This window comes from Acidovorax radicis (assembly GCF_020510705.1).
Lineage (GTDB): Bacteria > Pseudomonadota > Gammaproteobacteria > Burkholderiales > Burkholderiaceae_C > Acidovorax > Acidovorax radicis_A.
The window spans coordinates 1,134,081-1,147,962 of record NZ_CP075184.1 but is presented as its reverse complement, the minus strand read 5'-3'; the positions used below and the strand labels follow the sequence as shown (position 1 = coordinate 1,147,962).

18 protein-coding genes are annotated in these 13,882 nt (G+C 61.2%); 4 read left to right on the top strand and 14 right to left on the bottom strand.

Features of this window, described 5'->3' with window-relative positions:
• Positions 1-4: 4 nt before the first annotated feature.
• Genes cyoE through KI609_RS05145 form a run of 4 tightly spaced genes read right to left on the bottom strand, consistent with a single transcriptional unit; the run spans position 5 to position 3,561 of the window.
• On the bottom strand, positions 5-907 hold the full coding sequence (gene cyoE / locus KI609_RS05160) for a heme o synthase (protein WP_226447794.1): 903 nt from the start codon (positions 905-907) through the stop codon (positions 5-7).
• Positions 904-2,088, bottom strand: a complete 1,185-nt coding sequence (locus KI609_RS05155; protein ID WP_226447792.1) for a COX15/CtaA family protein — start codon at positions 2,086-2,088, stop codon at positions 904-906. Before KI609_RS05155 ends, cyoE begins: the two co-directional genes overlap by 4 nt.
• Complete coding sequence (locus KI609_RS05150; protein WP_226447790.1) at positions 2,085-2,828, bottom strand: SCO family protein; 744 nt, start codon at positions 2,826-2,828, stop codon at positions 2,085-2,087. The genes KI609_RS05155 and KI609_RS05150 overlap by 4 nt, the downstream gene beginning before the upstream one ends.
• Positions 2,770-3,561 (bottom strand): SURF1 family protein, encoded by a 792-nt coding sequence (locus tag KI609_RS05145; protein ID WP_226447788.1) that lies wholly within the window; start codon positions 3,559-3,561, stop codon positions 2,770-2,772. The genes KI609_RS05150 and KI609_RS05145 overlap by 59 nt, the downstream gene beginning before the upstream one ends.
• Positions 3,562-3,576: 15 nt before the next feature.
• On the opposite strand from KI609_RS05145, the gene KI609_RS05140 reads away from it, so the two are divergent.
• Positions 3,577-3,816 carry a twin transmembrane helix small protein gene (locus tag KI609_RS05140; protein ID WP_226447786.1) on the top strand — a complete coding sequence of 80 codons (240 nt, stop codon included), beginning with the start codon at positions 3,577-3,579 and terminating at the stop codon, positions 3,814-3,816.
• 110 nt (positions 3,817-3,926) lie between these two features.
• Here KI609_RS05140 and KI609_RS05135 read toward each other — a convergent pair whose 3' ends face one another.
• The 8 genes from KI609_RS05135 to KI609_RS05100 all read right to left on the bottom strand — a co-directional run bounded on the left by KI609_RS05135 (position 3,927) and on the right by KI609_RS05100 (position 10,271).
• Positions 3,927-4,808, bottom strand: a complete 882-nt coding sequence (locus KI609_RS05135; protein ID WP_226447784.1) for a cytochrome c oxidase subunit 3 — start codon at positions 4,806-4,808, stop codon at positions 3,927-3,929.
• Between the two features lie 65 nt (positions 4,809-4,873).
• Complete coding sequence (locus tag KI609_RS05130) at positions 4,874-5,089, bottom strand: DUF2970 domain-containing protein (RefSeq protein ID WP_226447782.1); 216 nt, start codon at positions 5,087-5,089, stop codon at positions 4,874-4,876.
• Positions 5,086-5,712 (bottom strand): cytochrome c oxidase assembly protein, encoded by a 627-nt coding sequence (locus KI609_RS05125; protein WP_226447780.1) that lies wholly within the window; start codon positions 5,710-5,712, stop codon positions 5,086-5,088. The genes KI609_RS05130 and KI609_RS05125 overlap by 4 nt, the downstream gene beginning before the upstream one ends.
• Before the next feature lie 12 nt (positions 5,713-5,724).
• Positions 5,725-5,835: a cytochrome oxidase small assembly protein gene (locus KI609_RS05120; protein WP_226447778.1), complete on the bottom strand. Its 111-nt coding sequence runs from the start codon at positions 5,833-5,835 to the stop codon at positions 5,725-5,727.
• 11 nt (positions 5,836-5,846) lie between these two features.
• Entirely contained in the window at positions 5,847-7,481 is a 1,635-nt protein-coding gene (gene ctaD, locus KI609_RS05115) for a cytochrome c oxidase subunit I (RefSeq protein WP_226447776.1), read from the bottom strand.
• A 30-nt stretch (positions 7,482-7,511) separates the two neighbouring features.
• Positions 7,512-8,681, bottom strand: a complete 1,170-nt coding sequence (gene coxB, locus KI609_RS05110) for a cytochrome c oxidase subunit II (protein ID WP_226447774.1) — start codon at positions 8,679-8,681, stop codon at positions 7,512-7,514.
• A 59-nt stretch (positions 8,682-8,740) separates the two neighbouring features.
• A complete protein-coding gene (locus KI609_RS05105) occupies positions 8,741-9,217 on the bottom strand; it encodes a DUF2244 domain-containing protein (protein WP_226447771.1) in 477 nt (158 codons plus the stop codon).
• 151 nt (positions 9,218-9,368) lie between these two features.
• On the bottom strand, positions 9,369-10,271 hold the full coding sequence (locus KI609_RS05100; protein ID WP_226447769.1) for a biotin synthase: 903 nt from the start codon (positions 10,269-10,271) through the stop codon (positions 9,369-9,371).
• 34 nt (positions 10,272-10,305) lie between these two features.
• Between KI609_RS05100 and KI609_RS05095 the strand changes: the two genes are divergently transcribed.
• Entirely contained in the window at positions 10,306-11,037 is a 732-nt protein-coding gene (locus KI609_RS05095) for a ComF family protein (RefSeq protein WP_226447767.1), read from the top strand.
• A gap of 132 nt (positions 11,038-11,169) precedes the next feature.
• The gene (gene trmL / locus KI609_RS05090; RefSeq protein ID WP_226447765.1) at positions 11,170-11,652 is read left to right on the top strand and encodes a tRNA (uridine(34)/cytosine(34)/5-carboxymethylaminomethyluridine(34)-2'-O)-methyltransferase TrmL; all 483 of its coding nucleotides are present in this window, start codon (positions 11,170-11,172) and stop codon (positions 11,650-11,652) included.
• 36 nt (positions 11,653-11,688) lie between these two features.
• Here trmL and KI609_RS05085 read toward each other — a convergent pair whose 3' ends face one another.
• Complete coding sequence (locus KI609_RS05085; RefSeq protein ID WP_226447763.1) at positions 11,689-12,669, bottom strand: LysR family transcriptional regulator; 981 nt, start codon at positions 12,667-12,669, stop codon at positions 11,689-11,691.
• A 219-nt stretch (positions 12,670-12,888) separates the two neighbouring features.
• Here KI609_RS05085 and KI609_RS05080 point away from each other — a divergent pair, with 219 nt between their 5' ends.
• A complete protein-coding gene (locus tag KI609_RS05080) occupies positions 12,889-13,209 on the top strand; it encodes a DUF4148 domain-containing protein (protein ID WP_226447761.1) in 321 nt (106 codons plus the stop codon).
• A gap of 146 nt (positions 13,210-13,355) precedes the next feature.
• On the opposite strand, the gene KI609_RS05075 is transcribed toward KI609_RS05080, so the two are convergent.
• Positions 13,356-13,820: a MaoC family dehydratase gene (locus tag KI609_RS05075; protein WP_226447759.1), complete on the bottom strand. Its 465-nt coding sequence runs from the start codon at positions 13,818-13,820 to the stop codon at positions 13,356-13,358.
• Positions 13,821-13,882: the final 62 nt, after the last annotated feature.

Sequence of the window (13,882 nt, the reverse complement as noted above, 5' to 3'; positions counted from 1 at the left end):
GGTTTTACAGCACGTAGTGGTCCACCAGCAATGCGGCAAACAGCACGCTCAGGTGAATGAGGGAAAAACGGAAGGTTTTGCGCGCCAGTGCATCCGAATAATTGCGCCACAGCGCAAAGCCGTAGCCACAAAAACCCGCACTCAGCAGCACGGCGGCAGCCAGGTAAATCCAGGAGCTCATGCCGTAAATGAAGGGCATCAGGCAACCGGCAAAAAGAATCAGCGTGTACAGAAACACCTGCAATCGGGTGAACTCATTGCCATGCGTCACCGGGAGCATGGGCAAACCGGATTTGCGGTAGTCCTCGACGCGGTACAACGCCAGCGCCCAAAAGTGCGGCGGCGTCCACAGAAAGATGATGAGGAACAGGATGAGCGCCTCAGGGCCCACGTCATTGGTCATGGCAGCCCAGCCCAGCACCGGCGGCATGGCGCCCGACGCCCCACCAATCACGATGTTCTGCGGGGTTAGCGGCTTGAGAATCACGGTGTAGACCACGGCATAGCCCACAAAGGTGGCAAACGTGAGCCACATGGTCAGCGGGTTGACCCAGAAGTACAGCAGCGCAGAACCCGCCACACACAACACGGCCGAGAACAGCAGCGTTTGCACGTTGGACAACTCGCCCTTGGCCGTGGGCCGCCAGGCAGTGCGCTTCATCTTCGCGTCGATGCCCTGCTCCACGATGCAGTTGAACGCGGCGGCAGCGCCCGCCACCAGCCACACCCCGGCACAGGCGACCACCATATGGCCAAACTGTGCTGCAGACGGCATGCCGGGCACGGCCAGCACCATGCCGATCAGGGCGCAGAAAACAATGAGCTGCACCACCCGTGGCTTGGTCAGCGCGTAAAACTGCTGCAGACGCGACGGTGAAGAAACAGCGATGGAGGGGGCGACACTCATACGGACACTCTCGAAGCGCCGGTGGGCGCGGAAAACTCTTGGGGCACGGTTGACACCGTGCGGCTGGACACCACGGCCCAGGTCAACACCACCACCAGGGCGGCTGCACCGCCCGTGTGCAACACAGCGGCCACCAAGGGCCAGTCCAGCACCACGTTGGACAAGCCCGTGGCCAGCTGCAACAAGGCCAAAACCGCCAGCCAGCGGGTCTGGGCAGGCAGCAGGCCCTGGCGGTGAAAACGCCAGCAGACCAGGCCTAGGGCGGCCAGCACCCCATACGCCATCAAACGATGTACGTAATGAATGGCCGTAAGCCCGGCAAAACCAATGTGGCTGCCGTCTTGCAACATACCGAGCTTGCGCCAGACCTGAAAGCCCTGGGCAAAGTCCATCATGGGCCACCAGTTGCCCTGGCATTTGGGAAAGGTGGTGCAAGCCAGCACGGCGTAGTTGGTGCTGACCCAACCACCCAGCACCACTTGCAGCACCACCAGCACCCCCGTGCCGATCAGCGCCCAACGCAGTCCTGCAGAGATGGCCACAGGCAAGCGGCCTTGCGCCCATTGGGTGTGGCGCACCGCCTGCACGCACAACAAGGCGAGCAGGACCAGCCCACCGATCAGATGCAGGGTGACGATGGCGGGAAACAGCTTCATCGTCACGGTCAGCGCGCCAAAAGCACCTTGCAGGCATACCCACAGCAGCGTGATGGTGGGCCACCACGGGCTGATGGGGGGCGCGTCTCCCATCCCGCGTCGTGCCCGGCGCTGTTGCACCCATGAGGAAATGGTCAACACGATGATGAGCACGCCGACGCCCGTGGCAAGGTAGCGATGGATCATTTCGACCCAGGCCTTGCCATGTGTGACCGGGCCTGTGGGCATGGCCTCCTGCGCGGCAGATATCTCGGATCGAGCGCCCACCGGGCTCGCGCTGCCATAGCAACCCGGCCAGTCGGGGCACCCCAGCCCGGAGTCCGTCAGGCGCGTGAAGGCACCAAACAGCACCAGGTCAAACGTCAAAAACAGGGTGAGCACCGTCAGTGTCTGAATGCGCCGCATGGGCGAGCTGCGGCGGTTGCGCACCCACACCCAGGCCAGCGGGCCCAACGCGATCACAAGGCCCAGCAGCATGACCTCTGCCACGGGCGCCAGATCGTAAAGTGGCTGTGTATCGGTCATTGGCTCGCCGGCCGCCCGGCCTCATCCCAGGACGCAGAGGCGCGCAGCAGGCGCTCCAGATCGCGCTTGGCCTTTGCAGCCCCATTGGAATCCATCGCAGCCGGAAACCGCATCATCCAGTTGCCCATGGGGTCCACCACATACAGATGCTCAGCCAGCTGATGGCCCTCGGCTGGCGCCAGCCAAGCGCCCAATGCCGCTGCATCCAAGCGCAGCACAGTCGCCTTCTGCAATGCCGGAGCCAAGACTTGTGGCGGGGTAGCGGCATCGTTGATGAGCCAGACCCAGTCCATCCGGTCCTTTTCCTTGCCTAAGCTCTCGCGCAATTGCCGCTGCAGATACAGATGCTTCTGGCAGGTGGTGTCGCAGTCGCCCCCCGCCACACTCACCAACAGCCATTGGCCCTTGAGCGATGCAAGCGACACGGGACCACCCTCCAACGTGTGGGCAGTGAGGTCGGGGATGGCGCGCTGGGGATTGATCAGCTCGCCGTAGTTGCGCCGCCCTTCGGGCCGAACCACGTAATAAGTGAAATAGGACGCGATCACGGGCGCTGCACAAATGCACAGGACACCCAGCATTTTCCAGCGCCCATGGCGCGCGCGCTGCGCCGTGACCACCGCGTCACCCGCCGAGGGCAGCGTGTGCACGGTCAGGCCCAGCGGATGCTCGTCGTCGGCCTCAGGGGGCAGACTGGCTGCGCGGGCGAATGAACCGTCGGACGATTTGAAACCAGACATAGAGAATTGCAATCAGGCCGCAGAGCCCGAACCATTGAAATGCGTAACCGTAATGTTTGTCGACGCCCGAGCCCACTACGAGCCAGTCGCGTTGCAAACCCTCGCTCGCTTCCCCCGTCTGCAACACCGTGAGCGGGGCCAGAGCCAAGCCGGTTTCGGAGCGAAAGGCAGCCAGGTCGAGATTTTGCCGGATGCGGGAAGACCCCTTCGTCGGGTCTCCCCCCTGAAACTCAAACAGGCGCGATGGCGCGGCGGCCACTCGCCCTTGAACACGCACCACCAGACCCTCAGCGGTCTGCACCGGGGGCACCTGCGTGCGGTCTTCAAAATTGCGTGGCACCCAGCCTCGCTGCACGAGCACCACTCCCGCCTTCGGCCCTTGCAGCTGCAAAGGCGTGAGAACAAAAAAACCAGGTCGCCCATGCATCTGGCGGTTGTCAAGAAACACGGTGTAGGCGGGCAACCAGCGCCCTTCCAGAACCACGGCGCGGTGAACCAGTCCCTGGTGGGCTTCATCGCCAGCACGCGCAGCATCAGCGCCGGCGGAGACCAACGCCGAGCCGTCAAGGGGTGCGAGGTGGCTGCGCGCGTCGAGCAGGCTTTGTAGCGCCTCCTTTTCGGCCGCACGCGACAGTTGCCAGCGGCCGAGCGATGCCGTCACCCACATACCCGCCACGGCCGCCGCCGCAATCATCCAAAAGCGCAGGTCCAGGGAACGTTGAGCGGTTGTCACAGGATAATGGGCTCCATGAAATACCTCGTACTGGTCGCGTTCATCGGCATTTTGGCCAGCCTGGCTTCAGCCCTGTTCTTCATGATGCGCAATGGCAGCAGCGACACGGTGGAAGGCAGGGAAAAACATAAGAGCAACCCTATGGTCCGGGCACTGGCCGTTCGCGTCGGCCTGTCGATTGTGCTGTTTGTCTGCATTCTGGTGGCATGGAAGCTGGGTTATATACAACCGACGGGCCTACCAATGGCCCGCTGATTGAAGATATCCCGCCAAGAAGCGCCACACCCCGGAGAAACATCTCCAAGCCCCAAGAAAAAAAGCGCCGCGAGGCGCTTTTTTCGTCGTGCGGGGTCGGCAGCTGCTTATTACATCCAATAAACGAGCACGTACAAGCCCAGCCACACCACGTCCACAAAGTGCCAATACCAGGCGGCACCCTCGAAGCCGAAATGCTTGTCGGCAGTGAAGTGGCCCTTTTGCAGGCGCAGGGTGATCACCAACAGCATCAACATGCCCAGAAACACGTGGAACCCGTGGAACCCGGTCAGCATGAAGAAGGTGGACCCAAACACGCCCGAGCTGAGCTTGAGGTTCAACTCTGTGTAGAGGTGAAAGTACTCATAACCCTGAACAAACAAGAACAGGATGCCGAGCAGCACGGTGGTCCACATGAACGCAATGGTCTTGCCACGTTTGTTCTCACGCAGGGCGTGGTGCGCAATGGTGAGCGTGCCCCCCGAGGTCAGCAGCAGCGCCGTGTTGATGGTGGGCAGCCAGAACGGTCCCACGGTCTGGAACGGTTCCACGATGCCAGCAGGAGAACCCGTGGCACCTACCGCCAAACTAGGCCATACCGCCTTGAAATCAGGCCAGAGCAATGCATTGTCCAGGCTGCCCAGGGCAGGCACCGAATGGGCACGAGCCCACCACAATGCGGTGAAGAACGCACCGAAGAACATCACTTCGGAGAAGATGAACCAGCTCATGCTCCAGCGGTACGACAGGTCGATCTTGTGACCGTATAGCCCACCTTCGCTTTCACGCACCGCATCACCAAACCACTGGTACAAAACGAAGAGCCACCAGACCATGCCCACGGCCAGGGAATATTTACCCCATTCGTGGCCATTGATCCATTGGGCAGCGCCCAGAATCACAAGGAACAGCCCGGCCGCAGCCATGACTGGATGGCGAGACTCGGCGGGCACAAAATAATACGGGGTTGTGCCGTGGGTTGATGCACTCATTTCAGCTCCTGACTCTCAAAATCTTTGTTTTCGGCTTCGTTTTCGGTATTTGAATCAACACCATCTCACACGATCCAATTGACCAGCCCGATCAAACCGAGCACCAGCAAAAAGACTGCGAACAGCCCCACGCCGATGATGTGCAACGGATTGAGTTTCTCGACATCCTGCTGGTACTCGCTGCCTTTTCGCAGCCCAATCAACGACCACGCCACGGCACGCACCGTGCGCAGGAAAGATCCCTTGCGCGCAACGGGCGATTCCGAGGGCTTCTTATTCATGATCCCGCCTTTTGTGCACCGACAACCGGCAAGGCAACCGCTGCGGTTGATTCGGGCGCAGGGGGTGTTTTGCCGCCCACTTCAAAGAAGGTGTAGGACAAGGTGATGGTCGTCACATCCTTGGACAGGCGCGGATCAATCACAAACGCCACAGGCCATTCCTTCTTTTCGCCAGGGTCCAGGGTGTACTGGTTAAAGCAAAAACACTCCAGCTTGTTGAAATGTGCAGCGGCCTGACGCGGAGCGTAACTCGGTATCGCCTGCGCAGCCATGCGACGGTTCTGCACGTTTTGAAACTCATACATCACCGTGGCGAGCTCGCCGGGGTGCACCTGAACCGAACGCTTGGCGGGTTTGAACTGCCACGGGCCACGCGCGTTGGCATCGAACTCCACCGTGATGGTGCGGGTCTTGTCGATCTGCGTGTTGGAAGGCACCTTCACGTCTTTGCCAGCGACGCCATTCCCGGGCACCTGCCGCTCGGAGAGCGACAGAATGTTGATGCCGGTCATCTCACAGATGTGTTTGTAGATCGGGATCAACACATAGCCGAAGGCGAACATGCCAGCCGCAATCACGACCAGCTTGCCGACCATCTTGGCGTTTTCGCGGTGCAGGCTCATGGGATCGTCGGCTCAGTGAGACAACATGGCAACCTTGACCATGAAGCCCACGAAGAAAACGGCGGCTACGGATGCCAGGATCAATGCCATCCGCAGGTTGCTCTTTTTCTGTTCGGGTGTCATGGGCACTGTCCTCAGCCAATCACGCGGGTTGCAGTCGCATCCAGCTTGGGTGGATTTTCAAAGGTGTGGAAAGGTGCTGGCGAAGGGACTTCCCATTCCAGGCCTTCCGCACCATCCCAGGGTTTTTGAGGCGCCTTGGGGCCAATGCCACGCATGGCGGGGAGCACGACAGCGATGAAGAAATACACCTGCGCCAAACCAAAACCAAAAGCACCTATCGAGGCCACCGCATTGAAGTCGGCGAATTGCATGGGGTAGTCTGCATAGCGGCGTGGCATCCCCGCCAAGCCCAGGAAGTGCATCGGGAAGAAGGTGACGTTAAAGAAAATCAACGATGTCCAGAAGTGGATCTGACCGCGGGTTTCGGAATACATCACACCGGTCCACTTGGGCAACCAGTAGTACACGCCGGCAAACATGGAGAACAGCGAGCCTGCCACCAACACATAGTGAAAGTGCGCCACCACGTAGTAGGTGTCCTGCAGCTGGATATCAATGGGCGCCATGGCCAGGATGAGACCGGTGAAGCCACCAATGGTGAACACGAAAATGAAACCCACGGCAAACAGCATGGGGGTTTCAAACGTCATGGAGCCGCGCCACATGGTGGCGACCCAGTTGAAGATCTTCACGGCCGTGGGCACGGAGATCAGCATCGTGGCATACATGAAAAACAGCTGGCCTGTCACCGGCATGCCGGTCGTGAACATGTGGTGGGCCCACACGATGAACGATAGGATGGCGATCGAGGACGTGGCATAAACCATGGAGGCGTAGCCGAACAGCTTCTTGCGCGCGAAGGCCGGCACGATCTGGCTGATGATGCCGAAGGCCGGCAAGATCATGATGTACACCTCGGGGTGACCGAAGAACCAGAAGATATGCTGGTACATCACCGGATCACCGCCACCGGCGGGGTTGAAGAAGCTGGTACCAAAGTGGCGGTCTGTCAGCGTCATGGTGATGGCACCGGCCAGGACTGGCATCACGGCGATCAACAGGTAGGCAGTGATGAGCCAGGTCCAGGCAAACATCGGCATCTTCATCAGTGTCATGCCAGGGGCACGCATGTTGAGAACGGTCACGATGATGTTGATCGAACCCATGATGGAGCTGGCACCCAGGATGTGCATCGCAAAGATGCCAGCATCCATGGAGGGGCCCATCTGCAGCGTGAGCGGTGCATACAGCGTCCAACCGGCTGCGGGTGCGCCACCGGGCATGAAGAACGAACTCACCAGGGTCAGTGCGGCGGGGATCATCAGCCAGAAGCTGAAGTTATTCATCCGCGCAAAGGCCATATCGGACGCGCCGATCTGCAGTGGAATCATCCAGTTCGCAAAGCCCACGAAGGCCGGCATGATGGCGCCAAACACCATGATGAGGCCGTGCATGGTGGTCAGCTGATTGAACAGCTCAGGGTTCACCAGTTGCAGGCCGGGCTGAAAAAGTTCGGCACGAATCAGCAGCGCCAAAACGCCGCCAATCATCAGCATCGTGAACGAAAACAGCAGGTACAGCGTACCGATGTCTTTGTGGTTGGTGGCAAACACCCAGCGGCGCCAGCCAGTGGGGCCGTGATGGTGGTCGTGGCCGTCGTGTGCGTGGTCGCCAGCGTGCCCGTGGTTGTCGAGAACTGCGCTCATTTTTGATTCCTCAATACGGTAGGGCGGTGATTACTTGCCACGCAGGGCTACGACTTCAGATGGCTGCACCAGCTGACCCGTCTTGTTGGACCAGTTGTTCTTGCTGTAGGTAACCACGGCAGCAATATCGGTGTCGCTCAGTTGCGCCCACGAAGGCATGGCACCGTTGTTTTGCCCCTTGAGCAGAACGTTAATCTGTTTGGAATGGTCTGCATCCAGAACCACGGCGGCACCGTCCAGCGGCTTGATGGGGCCAGCGCCCTTGCCATTGGCTTGGTGGCAGGCGGCGCAATTCGCTGCATAGACCTTCTCACCCCGCTTCAGGATGTCATCCAGCGCCCAGACCTTCGTGGGGTCGTCGAGCTTGGTGGCGGCCTTTTTCTTCTGATCACCCACCCATGCGGTGTAGTCCTCGGCAGACACCACCTTCACATGGATCGGCATGTAGGCGTGTTCCTTGCCGCACAGCTCGGCGCACTGGCCGTAGTAATCGCCGATTTTCTCGGCACGGAACCAGGTGTCGCGCACAAACCCAGGGATCGCATCCTGCTTGATGCCGAAAGCGGGCACCATGAAGGCGTGGATCACATCGTTGGCGGTTGTGATGATGCGGATCTTCTTGTTGACCGGCACCACCATCGGGTTGTCCACCTTGAGCAGGTAGTTGTCGGGAGCGTTCTTGACGTTGCCACTGTCAGACATGGCCCGGTGGCTGCTGTCCAGGGTAGAAATGAAAGCCAGGCCCTCGCCTTCACCATTGAGGTAGTCGTAACCCCACTTCCACTGGTAACCCGTGGTCTTGATGGTCAGATCCGCGTTGGTAGTGTCCTTCTGGGCTACCAGCACCTTGGTGGCTGGCAGAGCCATCATGATCACGATGACGAAGGGAACGATCGTCCAGATCACTTCCACTGTCACCGACTCATGGAAATTGGCTGCCTTCGCCCCCCTGGAGCGGCGATGCTTCCAGATCGAATAGAACATTACGGAGAACACTGCCACAAAGATCACGGTGCAGATGACCAGCATCATCCAGTGCAGGAATTGCTGCTCTTCTGCGATCTTGGTAACAGCTGGCGCCAAGTTCAACTGGTTGACTGCAGGGCCACCAGGCAGGTCTTGAACGGCATGGGCCGCAGAGCCCACCCATGCACCGGCAATCAGCAGCAGAGAAGCCAGCTTGTTGGAAATGCTCTTCATAGTTCTCACTTACTTCTAAGCCTCAAATTAACCAATGCCTTTCGCGCACCTGCATGGGGTCAGGTTGCACGCAAGGCCATGCGGATCTCCGACGCCAGAGCCGACCGGAGTTCAGGGCGTATATAACGCCCCACCTCTACCGAACGACCCTGCGCAGACAACTTGATCAGCGAGCGATCACCGGTTTTGGGCTCTACGCACACCCGGCCCCGGTCAAATTCAGCACGCTTGAGCTTGCCTGCAGTCTCCAGTTCCACCACGAGGCGTGAGCCCTGCAGTGAAATCCTCTCACCATCCGCCGCATGGCGGCCGTATGTTGCAAAAGCAACTCCCAAAACCAAGATCTCGAGCCATGCAAACGGCATCACCAAACGGGCCCCGAGCATCCAGAAGAACGCCGCGATCCCAAGAGACACCGCGCACAAGGACACATAGATCCAGCCCATTTGCGCCGGAGTTACCGAACAGTTGCGGACTAGACGCCAGTCAATGCGCTGACCCGACACCGTTGCAAAACGAAAAACCAAGCCCATCACCGGTCATGCTCACAAGACCGCAGGTTGCCCCGCGTTTCGTGCCGCTGGCACAACGGGGCGGCCTGCAAATTTGCGCGGGAAGATGCCCGAAATCCCTATAGCCAACAATTGTAGCGTGCCTTGTTCTATGTCATTGACAGAGAGTTACAGGCTAACCTTCTTTTCCGCCATTGCGCAACATGGTGCGCATGTCTTGTAGCGAAACGGCACTGCTGGAGCTCACACGGACACGCGGCGCTGGCTTGAAAGCGTGGCCATAAATGATCTCAAACGTCAGTGCCAACTGACCCCCGTGCTGCGAGCTGGCCAAGTGATCGCCCAACGCCTGGTAGAGCATGTCTCGCCAACGCCGGCCGCGCAATGAGGGAAAGCGATCAGGGTGCAGATTGCAGCCGAGCTCACGCAGCTCCTGGACGAGGCGCTCGGGCGTGGCAAACGTGAGGGTGATGCGCTCCATGTCCATGACCGGCTCGGCAAACCCTGCGTGCAGCAGCATGTCACCCCAATCGTGCATGTCGGTGAATGCATGGCCCGCAGGAGGCCACCCCAGCGCGGCATAGACCGCATGGAGCTCCTGCAGCGTATCGGGCCCGAGGCACGAAAACATCAAATAGCCGTCTACCGCCAAGGCGCGATGCCACTGCCCGATCAAGGCCTGCGGATCTGCCGCCATGTGCAACGCCATATTGGCCCAGAGCATTTGCGCACTGGCGTCGGCAGGCGGCCCAAACTGCACACTGCCTCCCGTCCAGCGGGCCGGCTTCCACCACGGCGTTGCAAGCGACTGGCGGGCCAAGGATTCACACCGCGCAGCGGTCTCGAAAACTTGAGACCTTGCACCTGGATAGCGAGCACTCACAAGCGCATGCGCCTGCAGCCCGCCCCGCACAGCATCCCAATGGCACCAAGCATCTGGCGCCTGTCGCAACCACTGCAAACGGTCCTCCATGCGCCGAGCCACCTCCTCGTGGAGCCAGGGTGACAAAACAGGGGCAGCAGCGTGCCAACGGGCCGCAGCAACAGGATCAACGGTGGGAGGGTGCTCAGAGGACATGGCAATACACAAGGACGCGCGAGTATATTGATTCATGCTTTTCAACGGTTTGCCAAGGATTTCGCGCTGGATGCATGCTGTGGCGGGCCGCGTTCCCAGCCAGTGCTCTGTCTGCCATGCCTGGCCATCGCAGCGGATCTGCAATGCCTGCGTGGCGCGTTTCGCACAGCCGACCGCCCGTTGCCAGCGCTGCGCGCTGCACGTGCCTTCGGGCGTGGCGGTATGCGGAGCCTGTCTGCGCAAGCCGCCGAGCTTCGACGCTTGCCTGGCGGCCGTGGACTACGCCTTCCCATGGGCCGATGTGCTGGCGGACTTCAAGTTCCGAGCGGACCCAGGGCTGGCCCGCACGCTGTCTGTCGTGCTGCGCAGCACCCCTTGGGTAGAGCCCGCCATCGAGGCGGCAGACCGGCTGCTGCCCGTGCCGCTGTCCACCGACCGGTTGCGTGCGCGGGGTTTCAACCAATCTGCCTTGCTGGCACACCACCTGGCCGCCCACAAAGCCGACCCACACACCCTGCTGCGCCTGCATGCCACCGAAGCGCAAAGCAGTCTGCCGCGCGCACAGCGGCTGCGCAATCTGCACGGCGCCTTCGCGGTGGAACCCGCACGGGCAGCCGCCCTGCGCGGCCAGCATGTCTTGCTGCTCGACGATGTCATGACCACCGGCGCGACCGCGCATGCGGCGACCCAGGCCTTGCGCGAGGCGGGGGTGGCGCAAGTCACGGTGGTGGTACTGGCACGCACGGCCGTCGATGGCACAGGTTGAGCGCCATACACCGGCGCTTTGCGCAAAAAGCGCCCACGCGCCGCGCCGCCCCCAACGCCACGGTTAACGCCAGGACACTTTTGTTTACGCGTGGTTGCGTGAAGAACAACCGGTGCGATGACAATAGCCTGCATGTTCCACATTGTTCTCGTCGAGCCCGAAATCCCGCCCAACACAGGCAATGTGATCCGCCTGGCGGCCAACACCGGCAGCCAGCTGCATCTGATTGAGCCCCTGGGCTTCTCCATGGAAGACCGGCAGATGCGGCGCGCGGGGCTGGACTACCACGAATACGCGAAGGTGCAGCGCCACGCAGGCTGGACGGCCTTTTTGCGCAATGCCCAGCCCGACCCGGCCCGCATGTTTGCCATGACCACCCATGGCTCCCAGCCCGTGCACTCCAATGGCTTCCTGCCCGGCGACTGGCTGGTGTTTGGCGCCGAAACACGCGGACTGCCACCCGAGCTGCGCGACACCTTTCCGCCCGCCCAGCGACTGCGTTTACCCATGGTACCCAACCAGCGCAGCCTCAACCTGTCGAATGCCGTCGCCGTGACGGTCTTCGAAGCCTGGCGGCAAAACCAGTTTGCGATGCCCCAGGTTCAGGGGCATTAAGACGCAGACGCATCCTGACAATGGCCAGAGGCCGCACTATGCGGCATCGCCAGCAGGCAAGCCCGGGCCACACGCGATCTGTTGGCGCAAGGCCATCGTTTTGCGCACCTGCTCGCTCAAAAAGTCCAGAAACACCTTGGTGCGCGCGGGCAGCATGCGGCCCGAAGGCAATGCGGCATACACGGTGTAGCGTGCGTAAATCCAGCCCGGCAGCAACTGCACCAGCTCGCCCCGCGCCAGGTGCTCACGCGCCAGCAGGCGCGGCGCCACGGCCACACCCATGCCATCCACCGCAGCGCGCAGCAGCACCTCCGTGCTGATCGACTGCAACACCACCGACGGCATATCCAGCTCTTGGGGTGGCTGCTGCCCATCCACGGGTAACAGCCGCAGCTTGCGGCCCAACCCAGGATGGTTCCGCGCCGCCATGCCCGAATCGCGCAGGTAGTCGTGCTGCAGCAGGTCTTGGGGCTGCTCAGGCAATGGCAAGCCCTTGCGCGCCAAGTAACCAGGGGCCGCCACCACGATGGATTCGCCCTGCATCAAGGGGCGGGCGACGATGTTGGCGTCAAAGTTCTCGGCCGCCACCATGAAGGTCACATCAAACTCGTCCACCCGGCCAGAAGCATAGGCATCGATGTCGATGTCCAGCATCAGCCGGGGGTGCAGTGCGTGCCAGTCGCCGAGCAGCGGCGCCAGGAAGTTGGTGGCCAGCACCGGCGACGCCACGATGCGGATGGTGCCGCGCAAGTCCCGCGTGCTGGCCGCAGCAGCCGCTTCAGCGTCTTCAATCTCATGCAGGATGCTGCGCACCCGCGCCAGATAGGCATCGCCCGCCTCGGTCAGGGCCAGCTTGCGCGTGGTGCGCTGCAGCAGCCGCGTGCCCAGGTGCTGCTCCAGGTCCGCCACCAGCCGCGTCACCACGGGGGGCGAGAGTTCAAGCCACCGTGCGGCAGCGGCAAAGCCGCCTTCGTCAACGACGGCCTGGAACACACGCATGGTCAGAAGCCTATCCATTTGGGGAAATTATGTTTTGACCACTGGTTGGATTATTTCTGTTTTGTGAATTATTCATTGCCAAGGATGCTATTTTTCAAAGGGATAACCCTCGGTACAGTTCAACCCATCGATGAGCGACACCCCACCGGGCACTCACCGAGGCAGGACAAGACAGGCTGTAACAGAAGACCCGCCTTGCCCGGATTGAACCCAACCATTGATCTGAAAGATACGACCATGACCAACTATCGCACTCTCGCTACTGTCGCCGCCCTCGCACTGAGCGCATTCGCTGCCAATGCCCAATCGAACAACGGCGATGCCTCCATCTACCCTTCGCTGCAATCCGCACCCAGCACACTCACCCGCGAAGCCGTGATCGCCGAACTGGTTAGCGCCCGCCAAAATGGCACCCTGCCCCAAGGCGGCGAATGGTATGACGTGCCCGCACCGCTGGCACTGTCTGGCCAGTCCACCACCACGGTGACCCGTGCCGAAGTGCGTGCACAGGCCGTGGCTGCAGCCCGCGCCGGCGAAACCGCCAACGGCAACAACTGATCGCCCCTTCGGCGCAGCATTGCTACGCCGTGCCCCGATCAGGGGCTCCTGACACAAAAGCCCGCAGACCCATGTCTGCGGGCTTTTGTCGTTAAGAACCTGCGCAGCGTGCGCGCCCCCGTTGTGCGGCGCCAGAGAGGTGCTGCTTAAAGCGCCGCGCCGAAGTTGCGGGCCAGCGATTCGGCCACGCACACGGGCTTGTCGCTGCCCTCACGCTCCACCGTCACCAGCCAGGTCATCTGCATGCCGTCGGGCGCCACGGGCTCGGCAGCTTGCAGCGTCAGGCGTGCGCGCAAGCGGCTGCCCACGGGCACCGGCGCCGTAAAGCGCACCTTGTTGAGCCCATAGTTCACGCCCATGCGCGCGCCCTCGATGGTCAGGCCCGTCTCGAAGAACTGCGGGATCAGCGACAGTGTGAGAAAGCCATGTGCGATGGGCGTGCCAAACGGCCCGGCCTTGGCGCGCTCAGGGTCCACATGGATCCACTGATGATCGCCCGTGGCCTGGGCAAACAGATTGACCTGTTCCTGCGTGATTGTGATCCAGTCGGTCACGGCGACCTCCTGGCCCACACAGGCGCTGACTTCGGAGTAAGAGCGGAAGATTTTCATCCAGGCAATGTAGCGTTGCCCCCCCACGCGCCTTGTCTGGCGCGGGACAGGTGTTTTCCCTC

Coding starts and splice junctions, on each gene's coding strand:
- KI609_RS05150 (WP_226447790.1), bottom strand. CDS start 2,828: ATGTCTGGTTTCAAATCGTCCGACGGTTCATTCGCCCGCGCAGCCAGT.
- KI609_RS05075 (WP_226447759.1), bottom strand. CDS start 13,820: ATGAAAATCTTCCGCTCTTACTCCGAAGTCAGCGCCTGTGTGGGCCAG.
- KI609_RS05080 (WP_226447761.1), top strand. CDS start 12,889: ATGACCAACTATCGCACTCTCGCTACTGTCGCCGCCCTCGCACTGAGC.
- KI609_RS05130 (WP_226447782.1), bottom strand. CDS start 5,089: ATGAATAAGAAGCCCTCGGAATCGCCCGTTGCGCGCAAGGGATCTTTC.
- KI609_RS05140 (WP_226447786.1), top strand. CDS start 3,577: ATGAAATACCTCGTACTGGTCGCGTTCATCGGCATTTTGGCCAGCCTG.
- KI609_RS05155 (WP_226447792.1), bottom strand. CDS start 2,088: ATGACCGATACACAGCCACTTTACGATCTGGCGCCCGTGGCAGAGGTC.
- KI609_RS05085 (WP_226447763.1), bottom strand. CDS start 12,669: ATGGATAGGCTTCTGACCATGCGTGTGTTCCAGGCCGTCGTTGACGAA.
- KI609_RS05125 (WP_226447780.1), bottom strand. CDS start 5,712: ATGAGCCTGCACCGCGAAAACGCCAAGATGGTCGGCAAGCTGGTCGTG.
- KI609_RS05120 (WP_226447778.1), bottom strand. CDS start 5,835: ATGACACCCGAACAGAAAAAGAGCAACCTGCGGATGGCATTGATCCTG.
- ctaD (WP_226447776.1), bottom strand. CDS start 7,481: ATGAGCGCAGTTCTCGACAACCACGGGCACGCTGGCGACCACGCACAC.
- KI609_RS05095 (WP_226447767.1), top strand. CDS start 10,306: ATGCTTTTCAACGGTTTGCCAAGGATTTCGCGCTGGATGCATGCTGTG.
- KI609_RS05135 (WP_226447784.1), bottom strand. CDS start 4,808: ATGAGTGCATCAACCCACGGCACAACCCCGTATTATTTTGTGCCCGCC.
- cyoE (WP_226447794.1), bottom strand. CDS start 907: ATGAGTGTCGCCCCCTCCATCGCTGTTTCTTCACCGTCGCGTCTGCAG.
- trmL (WP_226447765.1), top strand. CDS start 11,170: ATGTTCCACATTGTTCTCGTCGAGCCCGAAATCCCGCCCAACACAGGC.
- coxB (WP_226447774.1), bottom strand. CDS start 8,681: ATGAAGAGCATTTCCAACAAGCTGGCTTCTCTGCTGCTGATTGCCGGT.
- KI609_RS05100 (WP_226447769.1), bottom strand. CDS start 10,271: ATGTCCTCTGAGCACCCTCCCACCGTTGATCCTGTTGCTGCGGCCCGT.